The sequence below is a fragment of the Streptomyces zingiberis genome, from assembly GCF_012034935.1.
In the GTDB taxonomy this organism is placed as follows: Bacteria; Actinomycetota; Actinomycetes; order Streptomycetales; family Streptomycetaceae; genus Streptomyces; species Streptomyces zingiberis.
This window is the reverse complement of the sequence record NZ_JAATEN010000003.1, coordinates 267986-290747: the sequence shown is the minus strand read 5'-3', so window position 1 is coordinate 290747 and position 22762 is coordinate 267986. Positions and strand designations below refer to the sequence as shown.

16 protein-coding genes and 1 riboswitch are annotated in these 22762 nt (G+C 71.9%); of the genes, 12 read left to right on the top strand and 4 right to left on the bottom strand.

Annotated features, from left to right (window positions below):
• The first annotated feature begins 94 nt into the window (after positions 1–94).
• Positions 95–252, top strand: a riboswitch (SAM riboswitch).
• The 4 genes from thrC (at position 246) to groL (ending at position 4890) form a co-directional block, all read left to right on the top strand.
• Positions 246–1676 carry a threonine synthase gene (gene thrC, locus HCK00_RS05430; protein WP_375781917.1) on the top strand — a complete coding sequence of 477 codons (1431 nt, stop codon included), beginning with the start codon at positions 246–248 and terminating at the stop codon, positions 1674–1676. (Overlaps the previous riboswitch by 7 nt.)
• Positions 1673–1948 carry a MoaD/ThiS family protein gene (locus HCK00_RS05425; RefSeq protein WP_168100579.1) on the top strand — a complete coding sequence of 92 codons (276 nt, stop codon included), beginning with the start codon at positions 1673–1675 and terminating at the stop codon, positions 1946–1948. The genes thrC and HCK00_RS05425 overlap by 4 nt, the downstream gene beginning before the upstream one ends.
• A 525-nt stretch (positions 1949–2473) precedes the next feature.
• Complete coding sequence (locus HCK00_RS05420) at positions 2474–2677, top strand: cold-shock protein (protein WP_003986833.1); 204 nt, start codon at positions 2474–2476, stop codon at positions 2675–2677.
• Between the two features lie 590 nt (positions 2678–3267).
• Positions 3268–4890: a chaperonin GroEL gene (groL, locus tag HCK00_RS05415; protein WP_168100578.1), complete on the top strand. Its 1623-nt coding sequence runs from the start codon at positions 3268–3270 to the stop codon at positions 4888–4890.
• A 430-nt stretch (positions 4891–5320) separates the two neighbouring features.
• Here the strand turns inward: groL and murQ are convergent, their stop codons facing one another.
• Positions 5321–6214 carry an N-acetylmuramic acid 6-phosphate etherase gene (gene murQ, locus HCK00_RS05410; protein ID WP_168100716.1) on the bottom strand — a complete coding sequence of 298 codons (894 nt, stop codon included), beginning with the start codon at positions 6212–6214 and terminating at the stop codon, positions 5321–5323.
• Between the two features lie 430 nt (positions 6215–6644).
• Entirely contained in the window at positions 6645–7550 is a 906-nt protein-coding gene (locus HCK00_RS05405; protein WP_168100577.1) for a MurR/RpiR family transcriptional regulator, read from the bottom strand.
• Positions 7551–8744: 1194 nt separating this feature from the next.
• Between HCK00_RS05405 and HCK00_RS05400 the strand changes: the two genes are divergently transcribed.
• The 7 genes from HCK00_RS05400 (at position 8745) to HCK00_RS05370 (ending at position 19727) form a co-directional block, all read left to right on the top strand.
• Positions 8745–11201 (top strand): LamG-like jellyroll fold domain-containing protein, encoded by a 2457-nt coding sequence (locus tag HCK00_RS05400; protein WP_168100576.1) that lies wholly within the window; start codon positions 8745–8747, stop codon positions 11199–11201.
• 126 nt (positions 11202–11327) lie between these two features.
• Positions 11328–13457: a glycerophosphodiester phosphodiesterase family protein gene (locus tag HCK00_RS05395; RefSeq protein ID WP_168100575.1), complete on the top strand. Its 2130-nt coding sequence runs from the start codon at positions 11328–11330 to the stop codon at positions 13455–13457.
• Positions 13458–13523: 66 nt separating this feature from the next.
• Positions 13524–17156 (top strand): ALF repeat-containing protein, encoded by a 3633-nt coding sequence (locus HCK00_RS05390; protein ID WP_240965271.1) that lies wholly within the window; start codon positions 13524–13526, stop codon positions 17154–17156.
• Positions 17157–17261: 105 nt separating this feature from the next.
• Complete coding sequence (locus tag HCK00_RS05385) at positions 17262–17564, top strand: barstar family protein (protein WP_168100574.1); 303 nt, start codon at positions 17262–17264, stop codon at positions 17562–17564.
• A gap of 314 nt (positions 17565–17878) precedes the next feature.
• Entirely contained in the window at positions 17879–18631 is a 753-nt protein-coding gene (locus HCK00_RS05380; protein WP_168100715.1) for a barstar family protein, read from the top strand.
• Between the two features lie 171 nt (positions 18632–18802).
• On the top strand, positions 18803–19174 hold the full coding sequence (locus HCK00_RS05375; protein WP_168100573.1) for a DUF8819 family protein: 372 nt from the start codon (positions 18803–18805) through the stop codon (positions 19172–19174).
• 277 nt (positions 19175–19451) lie between these two features.
• Positions 19452–19727 carry a DUF4031 domain-containing protein gene (locus HCK00_RS05370; protein WP_168100572.1) on the top strand — a complete coding sequence of 92 codons (276 nt, stop codon included), beginning with the start codon at positions 19452–19454 and terminating at the stop codon, positions 19725–19727.
• Positions 19728–20017: 290 nt separating this feature from the next.
• Here HCK00_RS05370 and HCK00_RS05365 read toward each other — a convergent pair whose 3' ends face one another.
• On the bottom strand, positions 20018–21265 hold the full coding sequence (locus HCK00_RS05365) for a Cmx/CmrA family chloramphenicol efflux MFS transporter (protein ID WP_168100571.1): 1248 nt from the start codon (positions 21263–21265) through the stop codon (positions 20018–20020).
• A 174-nt stretch (positions 21266–21439) separates the two neighbouring features.
• Here HCK00_RS05365 and HCK00_RS05360 point away from each other — a divergent pair, with 174 nt between their 5' ends.
• Positions 21440–21907: an SRPBCC family protein gene (locus HCK00_RS05360; RefSeq protein ID WP_168100570.1), complete on the top strand. Its 468-nt coding sequence runs from the start codon at positions 21440–21442 to the stop codon at positions 21905–21907.
• 200 nt (positions 21908–22107) lie between these two features.
• Here HCK00_RS05360 and HCK00_RS05355 read toward each other — a convergent pair whose 3' ends face one another.
• Entirely contained in the window at positions 22108–22740 is a 633-nt protein-coding gene (locus HCK00_RS05355) for an HD domain-containing protein (protein WP_168100569.1), read from the bottom strand.
• Positions 22741–22762: the final 22 nt, after the last annotated feature.

Genomic DNA, 22762 nt, shown 5'->3' with positions numbered 1-22762 from the left:
ACCCTTCGGTTACAGTCTTGAACAACACGCGTGACCACCGCATCTCGGGGCGGTCGCGCCGACAAACGCCCGGGTCACGCGCCCGGTGCCATACCGCTCATCCAGAGGGGCAGAGGGAACGGCCCGTTGAAGCCCCGGCAACCCTCCCGCCGGTCTCGGACCCACGGCGCGCACAGCGCCCGGGGCGAGGCTCCCGGTGGGGAAGGTGCCAATTCCGGCTCACGGCGAGAGACGCCGTGGGGAAGATGAGGAGAAAGGGCCTCGCCTCCATGGCTGCGCACACCGCCACGACCGAACCCACGGACGCCACCGGCGCCACCGGCGCCACTGAGTCCGGCGACAACCCCGTGAACCCCGCGAACCCCGCGCCCGCGGTGAACGCCGGAGCCGCCACCACCGGACCCGGCGCTTCCGGGCCGGCCGCCGCGATCGACCTCGGCCCCGCCGCCGCCCTCTCCTGCCGCGAGTGCGGCCACCGCGTCCCGCTGGGCCCCGTCTTCGCCTGCGAGGAGTGTTTCGGGCCGCTGGAGGTCGCGTACGACCTGCCCACCGGTGACCCGGAGGCGCTCCGCGCCCGCATCGAGGCCGGCCCGGAGAACATCTGGCGTTACGCTCCGCTGCTCCCCGTGCCCGCGGACGTCGCGGGGAAGCCGAGCCTCAACCCCGGCCGCACCAAGCTGATCAAGGCCGACCGCCTCGCCCGGGAGCTGGGCGTCACGGGCGGGCTGCACGTCAAGGACGACTCCGGCAACCCGACGCACTCCTTCAAGGACCGGGTCGTGGCGATCGCCGTCGAGGCGGCCCGCGCCTTCGGTTTCACCACCCTCTCCTGCTCCTCCACCGGCAACCTCGCCGGCGCGGTGGGCGCCGCGGCGGCCCGCGCGGGCTTCCGCTCCTGCGTCTTCATCCCGCACGACCTGGAGGCGGGCAAGGTCGTGATGGCCGCCGTCTACGGCGGCGAGCTGGTCGGCATCGAGGGCACCTACGACGACGTCAACCGCTTCTGCTCGGAACTGATCGGGGACGAGATCGGGGAGGGCTGGGGCTTCGTCAACGTCAACCTCCGCCCGTACTACGCGGAGGGGTCCAAGACCCTGGCCTACGAGATCTGCGAACAGCTCGGCTGGCGGCTGCCGGACAACCTCGTGGTGCCCATCGCCTCCGGCTCCCAGCTCACCAAGATCGACAAGGGGCTGAAGGAGCTGATCGCGCTCGGGCTGGTCGAGGAGAAGCCCTACAAGATCTTCGGCGCCCAGGCCGAGGGCTGCTCCCCGGTCTCCCGCGCCTTCAAGGACGGCCACGACGTGGTGCGCCCGGTGCGGCCGGACACCATCGCCAAGTCCCTGGCGATCGGCAACCCGGCGGACGGCCCGTACGTCCTGGACATCGCGCGGCGCACCGGCGGCACCGTCGAGGACGTCACCGACGAGCAGATCGTCGACGCCATCAAGCTGCTGGCCCGTACCGAGGGCGTGTTCGCGGAGACCGCCGGCGGGGTCACCGTCGGGGTGCTGCGCAAGCTGATCGAGACGGGGCAGCTCGACCCCGCCGCCGAGACCGTCGTGCTCAACACCGGCGACGGTCTCAAGACCCTGGACGCCGTCGCCCCCAGCACCGGTCCGTCCGCCGTCATCCGTCCCACCCTGGCATCGTTCCGAGAGGCAGGTCTCGCATGAGCGTCACCGTCCGTATCCCGACCATCCTCCGCACCTACACCGGCGGCCGGGCCGAGGTGGAGGCCGAGGGCGCGACGCTGGCGGAGGTCCTCGCCGACCTGGAGAAGAACCACCAGGGCATCGGCCCCCGGGTGCTGGACGACGCGGGCAAGCTGCGCCGCTTCGTCAACGTCTACGTGGGCGACGAGGACGTGCGCTTCGCCGAGGGCCTGGAGACGGCCACGCCGGACGGCGCCGGCGTCTCCATCATCCCGGCGGTCGCCGGCGGCTGAGCCGCCCCGCCCCCGCCCCCGGCCGTCCCGCCGCCCTCTCCCAGGAGGGGGCGGCGGGGCCCCGGACCCCTCCCGGCCTGCCGGAACGTCGACACAGCGTCATCATGGCCGCCCCCTCCGTCATAGAAGCGGAGGGGGCAATTCAATGTCGTTGAGCGCGGTACAGTTGAGCTGATCCGGTCGGATCACCGTTCCGGCATCCGCCGACCGCCTACGAGAACGCGACAACCTGTACCCGAAGGCCAGGGGCGATTTGTCGCGATGGTCCGTCATGCCCGGCCCGAGATGCCCCTGATTGTTGGTGAATCCGCAGGAAACTCCTTTCCGGCCGCGGCTGAATTCTCGTCCGATTGACCTGTTGCAGAGGGCAGTTGGGCAGATACATTCGGCCGCGGTCGACGCGTTCCGGCGCACACTTCCCGGTGGTCCCCCCATGCCGACGGCCAGGGACTGCCGGGTCGTGAGGTCTGACCCGGGTCCGCGGAGTGCGGTCCTGCGCAAGGGCCAGCAATAGGGGAGTTTGGAATGGCTCAGGGCACCGTCAAGTGGTTCAACGCGGAGAAGGGATACGGCTTCATCGCGGTCGACGGTGGTGCGGACGTCTTCGTGCACTACAGCGCGATCCAGATGGACGGCTACCGCACCCTCGAAGAAGGCCAGCGGGTGGAGTTCGAGATCTCGCAGGGTCAGAAGGGGCCGCAGGCGGACATGGTCCGCGTCGCCGGCTGAGCGCCGACCGGCCGAACTCGAGAAGGGCCCGCGTCCCCACCCGGGGGCGCGGGCCCTTCGCATGCCCCCTGCCGCCGCCCGCGCCGTTCGGTGCCTCTTCACCACCCCGCCGTCCCCGGGGCTCACCGCCCGGGGCTTGATTCGCCCCCCGGCCTCCCCCGCGCCCCCGGCGCGGCGTCTCCGTCCCTCCGTGGCCCCCGTCCCGTTCTCTCCGGGCCTCAGGGCTGCCGGGCCCCGGGGGCCGCCGACCGGGAATCTTCGCCGCGCCGTGCTCCGTCCCGCGCCTCCTCGCGCCACTTCTCTCCCTGGCGCCCCACGCGTACCGCCGCGAGCCTGCCGCGCCCGGCCGGAGGGGGCCGTCCGCACCGATGGGCGCTTGCACTCGAAGGGGCAGAGTGCTAATCATTGGCGTTAGCACTCTCCCAGGGAGAGTGACAGACGAGGACCGGGTCGGTGAGGCCCGCGGGCCGGGCGGGGCAAGGAACCGCGCGGTCGGCAGGCCGTCCGTCGCGGGCGCCAGCGCGGTCCGGAGCAATCCTCCCCCAGCCGCAGGCCGGGGGGACCCCGAAGTCCTGGGAGGACCACTTCACATGGCCAAGACCATCGCGTTCGACGAGGAGGCGCGGCGCGGCCTCGAGCGCGGGATGAACCAGCTCGCCGACGCCGTCAAGGTCACCCTCGGCCCCAAGGGCCGGAACGTCGTCCTCGAGAAGAAGTGGGGCGCGCCCACGATCACCAACGACGGCGTGTCCATCGCCAAGGAGATCGAGCTCGAGGACCCGTACGAGAAGATCGGCGCCGAGCTGGTCAAGGAGGTCGCGAAGAAGACGGACGACGTCGCCGGTGACGGCACGACGACCGCGACCGTCCTGGCCCAGGCGCTGGTCCGCGAGGGGCTGCGCAACGTCGCCGCGGGTGCCAACCCGATGGCGCTGAAGCGCGGTATCGAGAAGGCCGTCGAGGCCGTCTCCGCCGCCCTGCTGGAGCAGGCGAAGGACGTCGAGACCAAGGAGCAGATCGCCTCCACGGCCTCCATCTCCGCCGGCGACCCCCAGATCGGCGAGCTGATCGCCGAGGCCATGGACAAGGTCGGCAAGGAAGGCGTCATCACCGTCGAGGAGTCGCAGACCTTCGGGCTGGAGCTGGAGCTCACCGAGGGCATGCGCTTCGACAAGGGCTACATCTCGGCCTACTTCGCCACCGACATGGAGCGGATGGAGGCGTCGCTCGACGACCCCTACATCCTGATCGTCAACTCCAAGATCAGCGCGGTCAAGGACCTCCTCCCGGTGCTGGAGAAGGTCATGCAGTCCGGCAAGCCGCTGCTGATCATCGCCGAGGACGTCGAGGGCGAGGCGCTCTCCACGCTCGTCGTCAACAAGATCCGCGGCACCTTCAAGTCCGTCGCGGTCAAGGCGCCCGGCTTCGGTGACCGCCGCAAGGCCATGCTCGGCGACATCGCCATCCTCACCGGTGGCACCGTCATCTCCGAGGAGGTCGGCCTCAAGCTGGAGAACGCCGGTCTGGACCTCCTGGGCCGCGCCCGCAAGGTCGTCATCACCAAGGACGAGACCACCATCGTCGACGGTGCCGGTGACAGCGAGCAGGTCCAGGGCCGCGTCAACCAGATCCGCGCCGAGATCGAGAACTCGGACTCGGACTACGACCGCGAGAAGCTCCAGGAGCGCCTCGCGAAGCTGGCCGGCGGCGTGGCCGTCATCAAGGCCGGTGCCGCCACCGAGGTGGAGCTGAAGGAGCGCAAGCACCGCATCGAGGACGCGGTGCGCAACGCCAAGGCCGCCGTGGAGGAGGGCATCGTCGCCGGTGGTGGCGTGGCCCTGCTCCAGACCGTCTCCGTCTTCGAGAAGCTCGACCTGGACGGCGACGAGGCCACCGGTGCGCAGGCCGTCAAGCTGGCGCTGGAGGCCCCGCTCAAGCAGATCGCGGTCAACGCCGGCCTGGAGGGTGGCGTCGTGGTCGAGAAGGTGCGGAACCTCACCCCGGGTCACGGCCTCAACGCCGCGACCGGTGAGTACACCGACCTGATGGCCGAGGGCGTCATCGACCCGGCGAAGGTCACGCGCTCCGCGCTGCAGAACGCCGCGTCGATCGCCGCGCTGTTCCTCACCACCGAGGCCGTCATCGCCGACAAGCCGGAGAAGGCCGCCGCGGCCGCTCCGGGCGGTATGCCCGGCGGTGACATGGACTTCTGATCGGCCCTGCCGATCGGCGTCCCGAACCGTCCCGGACGGTCCGGAGGGCGGCACCCCAGCTGGGGTGCCGCCCTCCGGCGTTTCCGGGGCCCTGCCGCCCGGTGGCTCCGCCCTGCCCCGGGGTGGCCCGCGGCCGCGCCGCCTGGTGATCCTGCCTTGCCGCGGGCCGCCCCCGGCCTCGTCACCCGATGCCTCCGCTCTGCCGCAGCCTGCCACCCGGTGGCTTTGCTTTTCCGCAGGTGGCCCGCGTCCTTGCCGCCCGGCGGTCCCGCGTCTCCCTGCTCGGTCCCACGGCCGGGATGGCGGCGCCGTGACCGCCCCCTTGGACTCGCCCGGCGAAGGGAGGACGAGCCTGGGTGGCTCCAACCCGTGCGCCCGGGGCGGGCGGGTGTCCGCACGCCGGGGCGGGCGGGCGTCCGTGTGGCGCCGGTCAGCGTCCGCCGGCCGCCTCCTCCAGCGCCTCCCGGAGCCTGCCGTCGGCGCGCTGCAGCAGACCGGCGGCGGTGGCCGCGTCCACGCCCGCGAGCAGGCTCAGGATCGCGGGCTTCACCTCGCCGCCGGTGGCCGCCAGCGCGGTCTCGATCTCCTCGTCCCCGGCGCCGGTGGCCAGCGCGACGATCCGCCGCGACCGGGCGCGCAGCTTCTCGTTGGAGGCCCGGAGGTCGACCATCAGATTCCCGTAGGTCTTGCCCAGCCGGATCATGGTGATGGTGGAGACCATGTTGAGCACCAGCTTCTGCGCGGTGCCGGCCTTGAGCCGGGTCGAACCGGTCAGCAGCTCCGGGCCGGTGACCACCTCGATGCCGTGCTCGGCCGCCGCCGCCAGCGGGGAGCCCGCGTTGCAGGAGAGGCCGACGGTCAGCGCGCCCAGCCCCCGTGCGTACGCGACGGCGCCGACGGCGTAGGGCGTCCGGCCGGAGGCCGAGACGCCGACCACCGTGTCCTCCGGGCCGATCCGCAGCGCCGCCAGGTCCGCGGCGGCCTGCTCCGCGTCGTCCTCCGCGCCCTCGACGGAGCTGACGACGGCGGACGGGCCGCCCGCGATCACCCCGACGACCTGCCCCGGCGCGGTGCTGAAGGTGGGCGGGCACTCACTGGCGTCCAGCACGCCGAGGCGCCCGGCGGTGCCCGCGCCCGCGTAGACCAGCCGGCCGCCGCGGGCCATCCGCCCGGCGACCGCGTCCACGGCCGCCGCGATCCGCGGCAGCTCCCGGGCCACGGCGGCGGGCACGCCCGCGTCCTCCCGGTTCATGAGTTCGGCGATCTCCAGCGTGGACAGCCGGTCGATCCCGGCGAGTTCACCGCGGAACGCCTCGGTGGTCAGGGTGCCGAGCTGGGCACGGAGCCCGCCGCCGCCCGGGACGCCGCCCGGGGGGCCGGAGGGGTGGGGCGCCGGCGGGGAGGAAGGGGGCGGGGGAGCCGCACCGGCGGGCCCGTCGGCCTCGGCCCCGCGGGGTGGCTCGCCGAGGGTGGGGGACCGGTGGTCGGTATGGCCCGCGTCGCCGGAACCGGAAGGGTCACCGGAGCGGGAGGACCCGGAGGGGCCGGGAGGTCCGGAAGGGCCGCCAGAGCCGGGAGGTCCGGAAGGGCCGCCAGAGCCGGAAGAGCCGGAAGAGCCGGAAGAGCCGGAAGAGCCGGAAGAGCCGGAACGGCCGAAAGGACCAGGGGGACGGGGAGATGGGGACGAGGAACACATGACTGCCGCACTCCGGGGGTTGGGAGGGACGGAACGCCGCCAGCGGTCCCCGTCCGGGTCAGGGGCGGGGGGTGTGGCGGTGGGCCAGGGCCTCGTAGGAGGCGGAGAGCGCGGGCGCCGCCGTGTCGTAGGTCCGCTGGGCCACCCCTATGAACAGACAGTCCACGACGAGGAGTTGGCTGGTGCGGCTGGACATGGCGGCCGGGCGCAGCTCACTCTCCCGGGCGGGGGAGGTGGTGAGCACGTGGTCGGCGTACTGGGCGATCTCACCGTCCGGGCGCCCGGTGATCGCCACCGTCGTGGCGCCCCGGTCGAAGGCGGTGCGCAGCGGCTCGATCACGTCCAGGGTGCGGCCGGAGTGGGTGACGGCCACGGCCGCGTCCCCGGCGCGGAGCTGGACGGCACCGGTCATGGCGAGGTGAGGATCGGCGTGCGCGTGCGCGGACAGCCCGATGCGGAGCAGCTTCTGCGCGAGGTCCTGCGCGACGAGGTTGGAGGCGCCGACGCCGTAGACGTCGACCCGGCGGGCGGAGGCCAGCGCCGAGACGGCCGCGTCGAGCTGGGCGGCGTCCAGGGCGGCGGCGGTGTCGGCGAGGCACTGCTGCTCCTCGCGCGCGAGTTTGACGATCACCTCGGGCAGCGGGTCGTCCACCGCGATGTCGGCGGTGACGGCGGGGGCGGCGCCGGACTCCTGCTGCGCGGCGAGGCCCGCGAGCGCCAGCCGCAGATCCCGGTAGCCGGGGTAGCCGAGGGTGCGGGCGGTGCGGACGACGGTGGCCTCGCTGGTCCCGGTGCGCTCGGCCAGGCCCGTGACCGTGAGCACGGCGCAGCCGGCCGGGTCACCGGCGACGGTCTCGGCCACCCGCTGCATGGAGCGGGTCATCGTCGGGCCGAGCATCCTGACCTTGGCGGCGAGGGCGGCCGGAGGGGTACCGGTGAAAGTTTTCTTCACGCTGCTGCTCACTCCTGAAAGGTATTTTCAGCTTCGCCGGGGCGTCAAGAGGAGGGCCTGCCCGGCCTGGGGTGCCCTGCTGGTCGCCGCCGCGTCCCGCCGTGCCCCGGGCGGTTTCGCCGTCGCGGTCAGCGCCGGGAGGGGGCCTGGGTGCCGGCGGCCACCGGCTGCATGAGAGTGCCGGCCGAGTCGGTAACGGCGGCCGGGGCCCGCGCGGCCGGGTACACGCTGCCGACGGTGCTGTTCCAACTCGCTCCGGAGGAAGGGGAGGCTGCCGATGTCCCGTAGACGTGGTGGGATTGCCGAGCCGTCGCGGGGCGGTCGCGGGCCCGGCGCCGGGTTCCGGGGACCGGGCGAGGCATCGAGTTGAGCCGCCCGACCGGCGTCCTGCAGCCGCACCCGTCCCGGCAGGGCGGTCCCGCCGACGCCGCCCGGCACGGGAGTGAGACAGCAATGAAGCTGGCAGTCGGGTGACGGCCATACGGCCGGAAGAGGCCCACGAGGCCGTGCGGGCCGCCGCGGCCCAAGAGTGCCTCCTTTTCCGGCTGTCCACGGAAGGGCGAGCGGGACGAGGGGCTCTTCGGCGCCGTCAGGTGGACGCTTTCACTCGACCCGCCCGTCGTGGTGGGTCCTGCGGTTGCGATGCCTTCGCCGATTCGCTGTGGGAGAGCATCCATGCGCTGGAGCGCTGCCGGGTTCCTCATCCTCCGGCCGGGCGCGGCCTCGTTCGCCGAGGTGAGTCCCGAGGACTTCCGGGCAGCCGTGGGCGTGCTGGGGGGACGTGGCGGAGCCCCTCGCAGACGGGCACGCGACCGTGGGCCGACCCACGAGACTCCGCGTGTTCATCGACAGCTGACCGCCGCGCCTTGAGCAGGCGGCTGAAGACCCCGTGGCGCGCGGGCCGGAACCGGGGCCCCGGGGCAAGTGTTGCCGTGCCGCCGCGTGCGTGACCATGCGGCACAACTCAACCTGTAGATAAGCGTTTTGGTCAATGAGACGTCAGATTGGCTGTGATGTGCCTGTGAAAAATGCGTATGCAGCGTGAAGATGAATCGGCTGCGCAGAGATCATCCCGAGAGGGTGCGCGGCCCTGGGGTCGTTCGGTCTGACTCGCCGCGACGCACGCTTGGATGAGGGATGCCGGAACGTTTCGGCACGTGGCATGCCTGATTGATAAATGTTCATGTGTGGGGGGGAATTCTTCTAATGGGACTGCGTGGCACGCTCGGACGGTCGACGTCCGCGGTGCTGGCGACGATCACCGCGATGACCGCGGTGACAGCCTGGGGCGTTGGGCCGATGGCCCAGGTCTCGTGGGCGGAGCCGGGTGACGGACTGGACACCTTGGTGGAGGACTTCGCCTATCCCGACAGGGACGAACTTGTGGATGAGAAGGGGCTGAAGCTCATCTCGGGCGACGGGAACATCCAGGTGGCCGACTGTACGTCAGGCGGCGATGACCTGGTGCGGATCAACAGCCGGGCGAGCGGCAACGTCTGCTTCGCGGTCTCCGGCCCGGTGGGCTATCTGACCATGGAGATCGAGCGGACCTATCTGGCGAAGTCCGACGCTCGCGACGACGTCATGGCGACGGTGCGCACGGAGGACCCCAGGACCAACGAGTCCGAGGTGGAGGAGGTCGACCTCGAACCGGGGAGCTGGAAGGCACTGGGCGAAGGGCTCGACCCGGAGCTCCAGTCGACCCTTCTGGAACTCAGCGTGGGCAAGGACAAGCCCGGGGCGGTCCTGAGCGGTGATGCCGCACGCCCGTGGCTGGCGCGGGTCACCATTGGCAAGCCGGGTTACGCGGGCGGCCGGAACTGCAGCGGCGCGCTCGTCGACAGGACCTGGGTGCTGACGGCGGCGAGCTGCTTCACCGAGGATCCGACCAAGCCGGTAGCGGTGGGTGCGCCAGCGCGGGGCACCACGGTCTCCTTCGCCGGGAAGGCCCCGATACGGGTCAACCATCTCGTCCCGCGCGACGACCGGGACCTAGTGCTGGCACGGCTGTCCGCCCCGGTCGCCGGCATCGAGCCCGCTGCCGTGGTGGCGACCGCGCCTGCCGACGGTGCCGAGCTCGTCGCCGCCGGGTACGGCCGGACCGGCAGCGCCTGGGTGCCGGGCACCCCGCACAGCAGTGACGTGACGCAGGCTGCGAGCACGGCCACGGCCGTGAAGCTGGCAGGGGGCCGGATCTGCAAGGGCGACGCCGGCGGCCCGGTACTCGACGTCAACGGACTGATCAGCGGAGTGCAGAGCCGGGCCGACCACGCCGGCTGCCTGGGGCAGTCGGGCCAGGGCGCCGACGCCACCGCAGCGCGCGTCGACAACATCGCCTCCTGGCTGAGCGGCAGTACCTTCACGGGCAAGGCCCGTTTCACTCTCGACGAGGGTGCCGGTTCGCGTCGTGTGCTGGGCGGTGAGGCGGAGGAGTTCGCCGCCGCGGTGGCCGGTGGGGCACAGTTCGGGGCGGGCGGCAGGAAGGGTTCCGCGCTGAGGCTGGACGGTTCGTCGGGGTATGCGGCGACGGCGGGTCCGGTGGTGGACACGACGAAGTCGTTCTCCGTGTCGGCGTGGGTGAAGCTGGAGAACAAGGACGGGAACTACACCCTCCTGTCCCAGGCCGGCTCGCGCGCCAGCGGTTTCCAGCTCTACTACTCGAAGTCTTTCGACAAGTGGGTGTTCAACCGCCATGTGAAGGACACCGACGACACGGCGATCGTGCGTTCGCTGAGTTCGGCCGCCGTGGAGACCGGCGTGTGGACGCATCTGGCCGGGGTGTACGACGCCTCGGCGAAGACGGTGCAGTTGTTCGTGAACGGCAAAGCGCAGCCTGCCGCCGAGTTCACCACCCCGTGGCGGGCTTCCGGCGCTCTGCAGTTGGGGCGGTTGCGGTGGCGCGGTGTCTGGCAGGAGCATGCGGCCGCGAGCCTCGACGAGGTGCGGGTAGTGCAGTCGGCGATGACGCAGGCCGACGCCGCGGCCGGGGAGAGCGCTCAGCTTCCCGCGCACTTGCAGGAGTTGGCGTCGTTCCCTCTGGACGAGAGCGCGGGGGAGACCCACGCCCGAGGCGGGCTGGGCGCCGGGATGGTCGCGTCGGTGACTGGAAGCGGCGCACGGCTCGGCGTGGCGGGCAGGGTCGGCACGGCCCTGAAGCTGGACGGGGCGGGGTATGCGGCGACGGCGGGTCCGGTGGTGGACACGACGAAGTCGTTCTCGGTGTCGGCGTGGGTGAAGCTGGACGACAAGGACGGCAATTACACGTTCGTGTCGCAGGCCGGCGATCGGGCCAGCGGTTTCCAGTTGTACTACTCGAAGTCCTTCGACAAGTGGGTGTTCAACCGCCATGTGAAGGACACCGACGACACGGCGATCGCGCGTTCGTTGAGTTCGGGTGCGGCGGAGGCCGGGGTGTGGACGCATTTGGCCGGGGTGTACGACGCGTCGGCGAAGACGGTGCAGTTGTTCGTGAACGGCAACTCGCAGACGGCCGCCGAGTTCACGACCCCGTGGCGGGCCAACAGCGCACTTCAGATCGGCCGGCTCTTCTACAAGGGCTCCTTCCAGGAGAACGTCCCCGGAACCATCGACAACGTCCAGGTCTGGGACAGCGCCGTGGGCACCGACCAGATCTTCAACGGCGGGATCGCCTTCGGGAAGTAGCCGTCCCGGGATCACTTCTCTTTCGGCGGCCCGGCCTGGCAGGTCCTGCTGGGACCGGGCCGCTGTTCTCGCGCGCACCGGAGCTCTGCCTCCTGCGTGCTCACGCTCATGACGAGGATGCGGAAAATGAAACATCGGGGCGTATTAGCGCTGCCGTTAACGGTGCTGACAGCGTTGTTAGTAGCCACGGGGGCAGCCGCAACGAGCCGCGCGGTCGAGGCGGCACCTGATCCGCGGGCAGACGCGGTCGAGAGAACATCCCTCACCGAGAAGGCCGCCTTCACCCTCGACGAGGGTGCCGGTTCGCGTCGTGTGCTGGGCGGTGAGGCGGAGGAGTTCGCCGCCGCGGTGGCCGGTGGGGCACAGTTCGGGGCGGTCGGCAGGAAGGGTTCCGCGCTGAGGCTGGAGGGTTCGTCGGGGTATGCGGCGACGGCGGGTCCGGTGGTGGACACGACGAAGTCGTTCTCGGTGTCGGCGTGGGTGAAGCTGGACGACAAGGACGGCAATTACACGTTCGTGTCGCAGGCCGGCGATCGGGCCAGCGGTTTCCAGCTCTACTACTCGAAGCACTACGACAAGTGGGTGTTCAACCGGCACGCTGCGGACAGCGACAGCCCGGTGATCGTCCGCGCGAAGAGTAACGCCACCGCGCAGCCGGGCGTGTGGACGCATCTGACCGGCTCCTACGATGCCGACAAGAAGTCGGTGTCGCTGAACGTGAACGGTCGGCTCCAGGAGTCGGCGGAGTTCACGACTCCGTGGCGGGCTTCCGGCGCTCTGCAGTTGGGGAGACTGCGCTGGCACGGCGCCTGGCAGGAGTACGCGGCCGGGGGTCTCGACGAGGTGCGGGTCGTGCAGTCTGCGGTGACGGACGCCGACGCCGCCTCGATGGCCGATGGTGACCTTCCGTCGCACTTGCAGGAGTTGGCGTCGTTCCCGCTGGACGAGAGCGCGGGGGAGACGCATGCCCGCGGGGGCCCGGGCGCCGGGATGGCCGCGTCGGTGGCCGGGCGCGGTGCGCGGCTCGGTGTGGCGGGCAAGACGGGTACGGCGCTGAGGCTGGAGGGTTCGTCGGGGTACGCGGCGACGGCGGGTGCGGTGGTGGATACGACGAAGTCGTTCTCGGTGTCGGCGTGGGTGAAGCTGGACGACAAGGACGGGAACTACACGTTCGTGTCGCAGGCCGGCGATCGGGCCAGCGGTTTCCAGCTGTACTACTCGAAGTCTTTCGACAAGTGGGTGTTCAACCGCCATGTGAAGGACACCGACGACACGGCGATCGTGCGTTCGCTGAGTTCGGCCGCCGCGGAGACCGGCGTGTGGACGCATCTGGCAGGGGAGTACGACGCCTCGGCGAAGACGGTGCAGCTGTTCGTGAACGGCGAGGCGCAGCCTGCCGTCGAGTTCACGACCCCGTGGCGGGCCAACAGCGCACTTCAGATCGGCCGGCTCTTCTACAAGGGCTCCTTTCGGGAAAACGCCACCGGCGACGTCGACGACCTCCGCATCTCGGAGCAGACCTCTGCGGTGTACTGCGCCGACACCTATGCCATCGGGCACCGCGGCGCACCGGAAATCGCTCCGGAGAACACCATCGCCTCGCTGGAAGCTGCAGCCGACGGCGGCGCGGACTGGGTCGAGACCGATGTGCGGTTCTCCAAGGACGGCCAGGCGGTCGTCCTACACGACGCGACTGTCGACAGGACTACCAATGGCACGGGCCGCGTCGACGAACTGACCGCCGAGGAGATATCCCGGCTGACCGTGGACGGCGGCGGCCGGGTCCCCACCCTGGAACAGGCGCTGACCGCGCTCAAGGACAGGCCTGCCCGGCTCCTCCTCGAGATCAAAGGCCCACAGCCGACCGAGGCCGTCGACCGCGCACTGGAGCACGTCGCCGAGGCCGGAATGACCGAGCGCACCCTGCTCCAGTCCTTCGACGAGAACATCGTCCGAGACGCGGCAGCGTCACCGCACAGGACCGAGGTCGCGCTGCTGAGGTCGCAACTCGATGCGAACCCCGTCGCGACGGCCCGCGCGTTCTCGCTCAGCGGATACGCCGTGAAATCCAGCGGCCTCGCGGCACGGAGCGCCGCAGTGAAGCAACTCAAGTCGGCCGGAGTCCAGGTCTTCGTCTGGACCATCGACAGCGAAAGCGAATGGAAGGACGCGACGGCCTGGGACGTCGACGGCGTCATCACCAACCGTCCGGACGCGTTTCTCCGCTGGAGGGAAGCCAACTGTGCTGAGAAGTAGTCGGAACCGCACCGCGATGGTGGCAGCGGTACGCGCGTCCGCGCGTGGCGGTAAGGAGGCCGGGCGTTGCTGAGGAGATCCCGACTGCCGGGCCTGCGCGGTGTCGTGGCGACGCTGCTGGCCTTGGTGATGGTGGTGGGCCTGGACTTACGGCCCGCCGCGGCGGAGGAGCCACCGGAGTACGACCGGTCGGACCTCGTCGAGGTGTGGAAGTACGGTGGCCCGGGCGTACGGAGGGCGGCCGAGGCCGCCCTGATGGGGTCGGACGAGAACGTCCAGACCTTCATGACCGAGGATCTGCCGGTCATCTGGGAACACGATCTCCGCGTCCAGGTGGCCCAGATCATGGCGATGGGTGGGCCGGGCGTCCGTGAGGCGGCCGACACCGCGCTGGATGGCGGTGTCGAGGAGCTGAAGGCGTTCCTCGACGGAGGGCTCGTCGGCCCGTACGACGACGATCTGCGCGTCGAGGTGACGCAGATCATGGCCGCCGGCGGACCGGGCGTGCAGGAGGCCGCGAACGAGGCGCTGGACGGCTCGTCCGACGACTGGCGCCGGTTCATCACCGAGGGCCAGTTCGAGGCGCGCGAAGTCGACAACCGGGTGCAGGTCGCCCAGTTGATGACGGCGGGCGGGCCGAACGTCAAGAAGCTCGCCCAGCAGGCGCTGGACGGGACCCCGGAGGACGTCCAGGAGTTCTTGGACCACGGGTGGCAGGTCGCGTCCGCACGGGACCAGGAGACCCTCACCGTCTCGCAGCTGGCCAAGCTCGCCGACCGCGCCCAAAAGCAGGCCACGGAGTTGACCGAGAAGGCCAAGGAGGAGGCGGCCAAGGCACAGCGGGCCACGCAGCGGGCGAAGGAGGCGGCACAGGTCGCGGCCCGAGAGGCGGAGGCGGCCAAGTCCTCGGCCGGGAAGGCCGCGGCGGCCGCGTCGCGGGCCGCGGCCGCGGCCGACCGGGCGGCGCAGTCGGCCCGTACGGCGGTGTCCGCCGCCGCGGGGGCGAACCGGGCGGCGCGGGTGGCCGCCACGGCCGCAGCGCAGGCGGCCTTCGCGGCCAGCCGGGCCGGGAGCGCGGCTTCCTCGGCACGGTCCGCGGCCGCCGCGGCGGCCGGTGACGCCACCCGGGCGAAGCAGGCCCGGGAAGCAGCCGAGAACGCGAGGAATGCCGCAAAGGGGGCGCGGAAGGCGGCGGACGCCGCCGACAAGGCCGGTCTGGCGGCCGAGAACGCGGCAAAGGCAGCCGGTGCGGCCGCCAGCGCGGGTGCCAACGCCGCGGCCGCCGCCGCAGCGGCGGCCGAGGCCGGCCGCTGGGCGGGTCAAGCCGGAGCCAGGGTGGAGGAGGCCGAAGCGGCGGCGGCCCGGGCCAGGCGCCTGGCCGGTCAGGCCACGCGCGCAGCAAACGCGGCGCAGTCCAACGCCAACCAGGCTGCCACGGCCGCACGGCAGTCGCGCACGGCCGCCAACAATGCCGCGGATCATGCCGAGGCCGCGGCCGAGGCCGCGGACAAGGCCGCCGACGAGGCCGGCAAGGCCGTGGACGCCGCCAAGAAATCCACCGCGGCGGCCAACGCCGCCACCGAGGTCGCCAACAGCGCGCAAGCAGCGTCCACCCAGGCCAAGACCGTGGCCCGGCTGGCCCGCGACGCCGACGCCGAACGCCTGGCCGAGCAGGAGGAAGAGAACGTCCTGGCGGCCGAGGAGGCCAAGAGGGCATACGACGAGCGCGTCGCCGCCGCGCGGTGGGAGGCGGGGCGGATCCAGCAGCTCGACACCGAGACTCGGAAACTCTGGGAGGAAGCCGCCGCGGCGACGGATCCCGAGGTCACGGTCACCAAGGGCAGGCAGGCTGCAGTCAACCTGATGACGAGCGGTGGAACCTGGGTCCGCGAAGCCGCCGAAACGGCTCTCGTGGGCACCGGGGCGGACGTTACCGCGTTCGTGCGCGGCGGGGGGCTGGAGCTGGCCCTGGCGCAGGACGACCGCGCCAGCGTCGCGCACATCGCCGCCACCACCGACAAGCCCGCCCAGCAGGAGGCTGCCCTGGCCGTGCTGGACAAGCCGGTCGACGAGGTCCGGGAATTCCTGCGCACCCGCGCCTACCCGGGCAAGGAACACGACGACCGCGTGGCCGTCGCGCAGATCATGGACAAGGGCGGGCCGGGGGTGAAGGCCGCGGCTTCCCAGGCACTGGACGGCACCGCGGAGGACCTGCACCGGTTCCTGGCCACCGGGCAGCACAAGGCCCGGGAGGAAGACGACCGCGTGGCCGTCGCCCAGGATCTGGCCAACGGCGGTCCCGAGGTCAAGGCGGCGGCGCAGGCGGCTCTGTCGGGACCACCGTCGTATCTTCGGGCCTTCCTGGAGATCGGTCGGTACAAGGCGCAGCAGCGGGACGCCAACGCGGCCGCGCACATCGCCGAGATCGACATCCTCCTGGCCGCTGCCGACCGGTCGGCAGCGCTCGCCCACAAGGACGCCGCCGAGGCACAGGTCGTCGCGGCGGAAGCGCGCAAGGACGCCGCCGAAGCGGTCAGCTGGGCGAACGCGGCGCAGGAGTCCGCGAAGAATGCGTCCAAGCATGCCCAGCAGGCGGACAAGTCCGCCGACCAGGCGGCCGAGTCGGCCAACCGTGCCGCCGAGTCCGCCAAGAAGGCCCGCGACGCCGCCGCGGCCGCGCGCAACGACGCACAGGCGGCGACGCGCTCCGCGGAACGGGCGCAGAGGTCCGCGACGATCGCGTCCGGCTATGCCCGCCAGGCCAGCATCGCCGCGTATCAGGCGGGAGTCTCCGCCGCTTCCGCCGGCAAGGACGCCGAAGCGGCCGCGAAGGCCTCGTTCGAGGCCCGGAAGATCGCGGCTGAGAAGCTGATCGAGGAATTCAAGGAGCAGGTGAGGAAGGAAGCGAAGGCCGATGGCCTTAGCAAGCCGCTTTCCGACGACGAACTCCGTGACCTCATCCACAAGCGTTTCATCGAATACCGCGACAAGTACATGGAGCACGGCGATCTGACGCCGGGGACAGTGCTGATCTGTGCGGGCGACGGGGCCGGAGGAATGAGCTGCACGGAAAGCACCTACATGGAACGCCTGATTTCCTGGTACGTCGGTGCGGAGGAGATCGACCGGTGCCTCAGGGATTTCAAGGCGTCCTGCCTCTCCGGCCTCGCGCTGAATGCCCTCAAGATCAAGGCGTTCAAGAGGATGAACGGCTCGTGCCCGAGGAAGAACGCCGCGCAGAGCAGCCGCGCTTTGAAGGCGGGAGACTGGGAGAACCCGGGCGCGACGAGGCCCGTCGCCCACCGGACGGCTTCGGCCGATCTGCGGTCGGGTAGCGCGGAGGCAGCGTTCCTGTTGAGCCAGGGCTCCGGTCCCTGTGTTCCGTGGATCAGTCCCGGTTCGCTTCCGCCGGCTGAGGAGCGGGCTCTCAACGACGCCCTGGGGCATATCGACGCGGGCACCGTGCCCACCGGCCCCACCGCGACGAAGTGGGGGACCAAGTTCAAGAACTGGGCCGGTGATCTGCCCGGAGCGTCCGGTCCGACCTCGCCCTACCGCGAGTACAGGGTCGCGCCTCCACCGGGGACCGGCGGTGCCGGTCCGCTGCGGGTGGTCAAGAACATCAACACTGGTGAGGTCTACTACACTTGGACCCATTACGGGGACAGCGGTCCGCCGGCCTTCGTGAGAATTCGGTGAGGGGAAATGGATCTGACTTGGGGTCTGACGGTTGTGCGGCCGGAGGAAGCCCATGAGGCCGCACGGGCCGCCGTAGCCGAGGGTTGCCCTCTGTACCGGCTCTCCGTGGAAGGAGATCCGGGACGGGCGGCATTCTTCGACGCCGTCCGCAGAACACTGCCTCTTGATCCGCCGCTGGTCGGGTCCGGAAGCTGGGATGCCCTCTCCGATTCGCTGTGGGAGGGAATCCACGGGCAGCGGTGCGAACGGGTGGTCATTGTCTGGCCGGACGCGGCATCCTTCGCCGAGGCGAGCCCGGAGGAGTTCCGCACGGCCCTGGACGTGCTGGCGGATGTGGCGGAAACCCTCTCGGACGAGAGGGCCACGGTGGGACGGCCCACGGAACTCTGCGTGTACATCGGCAGATAGGCGCGGAGGTGCAGTGAGATCAGCGGTGGGGACGCGGCCTCGGGCGTCCCCACCGCCAACTCGGTTCGCAGAGCACCGGCCGTGCACCGCCGTTCTCGTCCGCCTCCGGTCTGCTTCCCTCCGCCCTTCGTTCCCGTGGCCGGTCCGGAGGGCTGCCGCGTCAGCGTCTGACGGCCGTACCGCGCAGAGCGGGCGAAGTGAGTGAAGCGCATGGGCGCGCCGTGGTGTCAGGGAACCGGAGACCGGCCCCGGAGACCGGGGGACTGACGTGCTGAACGTGCTGAAAGTGTCGGCAGGAAGTTTGGGTGTTTTCTATGGTGTCCGCAGTTGTGCCGTACCGGCTGGTTGACATGGATTCTCAGGAGATCCTCCTGCTGGCCGAGGACGTGCGAGGCTTCTTCATCGGCGCAGACGAAGAGCCGCCGAGGACAGTCGTCTTCGTCGGGGCCCGTCATATCCGGCAGGGCAAGAAGAAAACCGAGTCGACGCAACTCGAGATCGTCGATCGAGGGATGGGTAAAATCGGCGCCTATTACATTGGGAAAGTCGCTCGTGGCGCACAAGGGCTTCGCGGGGGCGGTGGGGGATATTCGGATGTGGAGTACTCGTTCCATGGAAATGCTTGCGAATATCCCAAAGCTGGAGAGATCTGGAGGAAGTGGTCGGACAGTAAGCAGGTTTCGCTTGGCGGGTGGGCTGAGTATCCTTCCGAATATCACGCCAGTTGGCTGCATGTGGTCCAGACGGCGTGGTTCTCCTGCGGGCTGAGAGCAACTCGGTACCAGACTGCCGAAACGGCAGGTATCGAAGGTCGCGAGTTGGCGACCGAGGACGCTTTCTACTGTGCTGTGGGGGAAGCGGTCAACGGGCCGGGAGGGTACTTCGGGTCGAACCTCGACGCTCTTTACGACTGCTTGAGGACGATGAAGCGGGAGGAGGCTCATCCGTTCTGCCTCGAGTGGGGCGACTTCTCGTTCTCCCGCGAGGTGCTGGGGGGTGAGTTCACGAGTTCAGCGTTGTCTATATTCCAAGAATTCGGTGTTCAGGTGAACCTCGCCGGCGATTGACGGATGTGGGCGGTCGAGTGGCAAGGGCGATCCGGGTGGCGGTCGCAAGGCGTACGGGGGCGAGGGCAGGTCGAAAATTCTCACCGAAAGGTGCCGGCACGGAGCGGGGAGCGGCCGGGCCGGCGCCGGCCGGCGGGAGCGGGCGGGCGGGCGGTCCTGGGAGGCGGGAGAATGGACGCCATGGAGCTGGAGAACGCACTGCACGCCGCACGGGCTCTGGTGCTCGCCGACCTGGCGGCCGGGAACGTCGCCGACGCGGACATCGTCTCCCTCGTGGAGGAGTCGGTGGCACACCGCCGCTGGTGGGTCGGGCAGTGGCCGGAGGGCGCGGTGTTCGTCACCGGACTGGTCGCCCAGGACGTCCAGGACGCGCTGCTGGAACGGTACGGCCGCTGGCCCCTCTGCCCGGTCTGCACGGACGCGGGCGATCCCCACGCGCTCGACGTCGACCCCGAACTCGGCACCGATCCGCACTGGGTGTGCCCGGCCACGGCCACTTCGGTGGCGGCGGTGGGCCGCCTCGGCTCGGTGCTGGGACGGTGACGGCGGTGCCGAAGGTGCGGGCGGCCGGGGCGGTGACGGTGGCAGGAACGTCGGTGGCAGGGACGCCGGCGGCAGGGACGCTGACGGGGGAGCGGACAGCGGTGCGGGTGACGGGGCAAGTGGCGGGGGCGCGGGCGGCGGTGTGGGCGCCGGGGACGGTGACGGCGGTGTGGGCGGCTGTGCGGGGGCCAGGGGCAGTGAAGGCGGTGCGGGCGGCACGGCCGGCCGGGGCGGCCGGTTCGGTACCGGTGGCGGCGCGGGCCGGGTGGTCCGCCGCATGACCGTCTACATCGACCCGCCGATATGGCCCGGGCACGGCCGGATGTGGTCGCACCTGGTCAGCGACGAGTCCTACGAGGAGCTGCACGCCTTCGCGGAGCGGCTGGGCTCGCCGCGCCGCGCCTTCGACCGGGACCACTACGACGTGCCGTCCGAGCGCTACCGCGCGGCCGTGGCACTCGGCGCGGTGGAGGTCGGCTCCAAGGAACTGCTCCGGCGGCTGACGGGGGCCGGCCTGCGCCGCCCCAAGGGGCGGGCCGCCACCGGCGGCTGACGTCCGGGCCCGCTCCGGCGGGCCGGTGGCGCCGCTGCCGCCCGCCACGATCGCGTGGAGACCAGCCGGGCCGACCGGGCCGGCCCGGCCGGAGCGTGTCCACCCGGCAGCCGCCGCCCGTGTCCCGGGCCGGGGCGGGCCCCCACCTTGTCGTCCGCCACGAGCGCGCCGGGTCCGTGACGGTGGGCGGGTGGGGAGGGGGCATCGGCCGGTCGTGATTGCCGGGGGCGGTGTGGTGGGGCGGCGGGCCGCGTGGGTTCCCCAGGCGCCGATGTCCGCCCGGGCCGGGGTCAGCCGGCGGTGCCCAGGGGGCGTGGGGCGGCCGGTCCGGGTGCGGTGGCTTCGAGCGGCCGGCCGGGGGCTCCGCCGTCGCCCGCGACGACCGCGCTCGGCCTGGGCCGGTGCGTCCGGATGGCGAGGAGCACCCCGGCGACCGCCAGCGCGGTGATCGCCGCCCCGGCCCACGCCGTCGCCGCGAAGCCGAAGCCGGCGTCGATGACCAGGCCGCCCACCCACGGGCCGCCCGCGTTGCCGAGGTTGAAGGAGGCGGTGACGGTGGCGGCGGCCAGCGTCGGCGCGGCCCCCGCCACGTCGAACATCCGGGCGTTGAGCGCGGGCGCCGTGTAGAACGCGGAGACGCCCAGCAGCACCGCGAGCGTGACCACGGCGGCCGGCGCGCTCGCCGTCAGCGCCGCCGCGACCAGCAGCACTGTCGAGGCGACCGTCCCGCTGAGCAGCACCCCGAAGAGACGGCCGTCGGCGATCCGGCCGCCGATCGCGGTGCCGATGAGCGCGCCGGTCCCGAAGAGCGCCAGCACGGTGGGCACCCAGCCACTGCTCAGCCCCGCGACCTCCGTCAGCAACGGCGCGAGGTAGCTGAAGAAGCAGAAGACGCCGCCGCCCGCCAGCGCGGTGGTGACCACGGCCAGCCACACCTGCCGGTCGGCGTAGATGCGCAGCTCGCGGCGGAGCACGGGCAGTTCGGCGGGGCGGGGGATGCGCGGGATCAGCGCGAGAATGCCGGCGAGTGCCACCGCCGAGGCGGCGCCGACCGTCCAGAACGCCGACCGCCAGCCGAAGTGCTCCCCGAGGAACGCGCCCGCCGGGACGCCCAGCACGTTGGCGATGCTCAGCCCGCCGATCATCACCGCCATGGCGCGCGCCCGCTGCGTCACCGGGACCATCGCGACGGCCACCGCCGCCCCCAGCGCCCAGAACCCGGCGCAGGCCAGGGCGGAGACCACGCGTGACGTGAACAGCCAGCCGTAGGAGGGCGCCACCGCCCCCGCGACCTGGCCCAGTCCGAAGACGGAGATCAGCGCGATGAGCGTGGCGCGGCGGGGCAGCCGGAGCGTCGCCATGGCGAGCACGGGCGCGCCCACCACCATGCCCACGGCGAAGGCGGAGATCAGCAGTCCGGCGCGCGGAATGGAGACGTCCATGTCGGCGGCGATCGGCGGCAGCAGCCCCGAGAGCATGAACTCCGAGGTGCCCAGGGCGAAGACCGCCAGACCGAGCGTGTACACGGAAAGGGGCATGCGTGAGCGCTCGGAGGACATGCCTGGCACCAACACCGCCACGGCCCGCGCCATTCCCGGAACGGGACGTTCCGGGCTGTGGCGTGCCCGACACGGCCGGCGCCGCCCCCGCAGGGCCGTGCCGGACACCCGCTCCCGGCCGGCGAACGCGCCTGCCGGCGGTACCATCCCGCCATGGGAAGGACCGACAGCGGCGAGCGGCTGATCGCGGCGCCACCGGCGGCCGTCTACGGCGCCCTCCTCGACCCGGCGGCCCTGGAGGTCTGGCTGCCGCCGGACGGCATGCGCGGACGGATCGAGCGGTGGGACCCCCGGCCCGGTGGCGGGTTCCGGATGGTCCTCACCTACCTCGACCCCACCGGCGGCCCCGGCAAGACGTCGGACGCGACCGATGCCGTCGAGGTCGGCTTCGCCGACCTGGTGCCACCGGAGCGCGTGGTGCAGCGGGCCGTGTTCGAGGCCGGCGACCCCGCGTACGCGGGCACCATGACGATGACCTGGCACCTGGCCGCCACCGGAGGCGGGACCGAGGTGACCGTCACGGCCACGGATGTGCCGCCCGGCATCGACCGGGCGGACCACGAGGCCGGAATCGCCTCGTCCCTGGCCAACTTGGCGTCCTACGTCGAGACCGCGGGCTGACCGGCCCGGCGCCGCACCGGAGCCCGTCGCGTCCGGCGGCCGGGGCCTCCCCGCCCGGCGACTCCTGAACGGCGGCCGGCCCCGCCGCACCCGCCAGGCATCGCGCGGCCTCGTCCGAGGTCCCGCTCCGGCCACCGCTGTCCCGTCCCGCCCGCCGCTGTCCCGTCCCGCCCACCGCGCCCGCTCACCGGCGGTGGCCGTCACCCCTCCAGCAGCGCCAGCTCCGTGGCGAGGTTCTGCCGGGCGACCGGCTCCCACTTCTCGCCCGCCGGGGTGCGGAACAGCGGCACCGTGCCGAGCAGCGCGCGGAGCACCGCGGCGCGGCCCTCCCGGAACTCCTCGTCCGGCACGAACCCGTACTCCTCGCGGACGGCCGCCGCGTAGGACGCGTACTCCTCCGGGGCGCCGGCGAGGACCGCCAGGTCGGCGTCGCACAGCACCTCGCCGCACCGGTCACCGGGCGCCGGGTCGTGGGTCACGGTGAGCCGGACCAGCCGGGCCGTCTCGGCCGTGCGGGCCGGGGAGACCCCCGCCTCGGGCAGGGCGCGTTCGGCGAGACGCGCGCTGCGCTCCTCGTTCTCCGAGCGGTCCGGGCGGTAGACGGCGTCGTGGAACCAGGCCGCGAGCCGCACCGTGTCCGGGTCGGCGCAGTGGGCGGCCAGCTCGTCGATCCGGTCGAGAACGGCGGCCAGATGCGCGGTGGTGTGGTAGCGCCGCTGCGGCTCGGCCCACCGCGCGAGCAGGTTCTCGCCGTACGGGCGCGGGTCCGGCCCCGGGCCCTCCTGGCAGCGGCGCAGCAGGTCCGTCCAGCGGTCGAGAAGGGGGGTGGGCATGGGCCCATTGTGGTGCACGGTC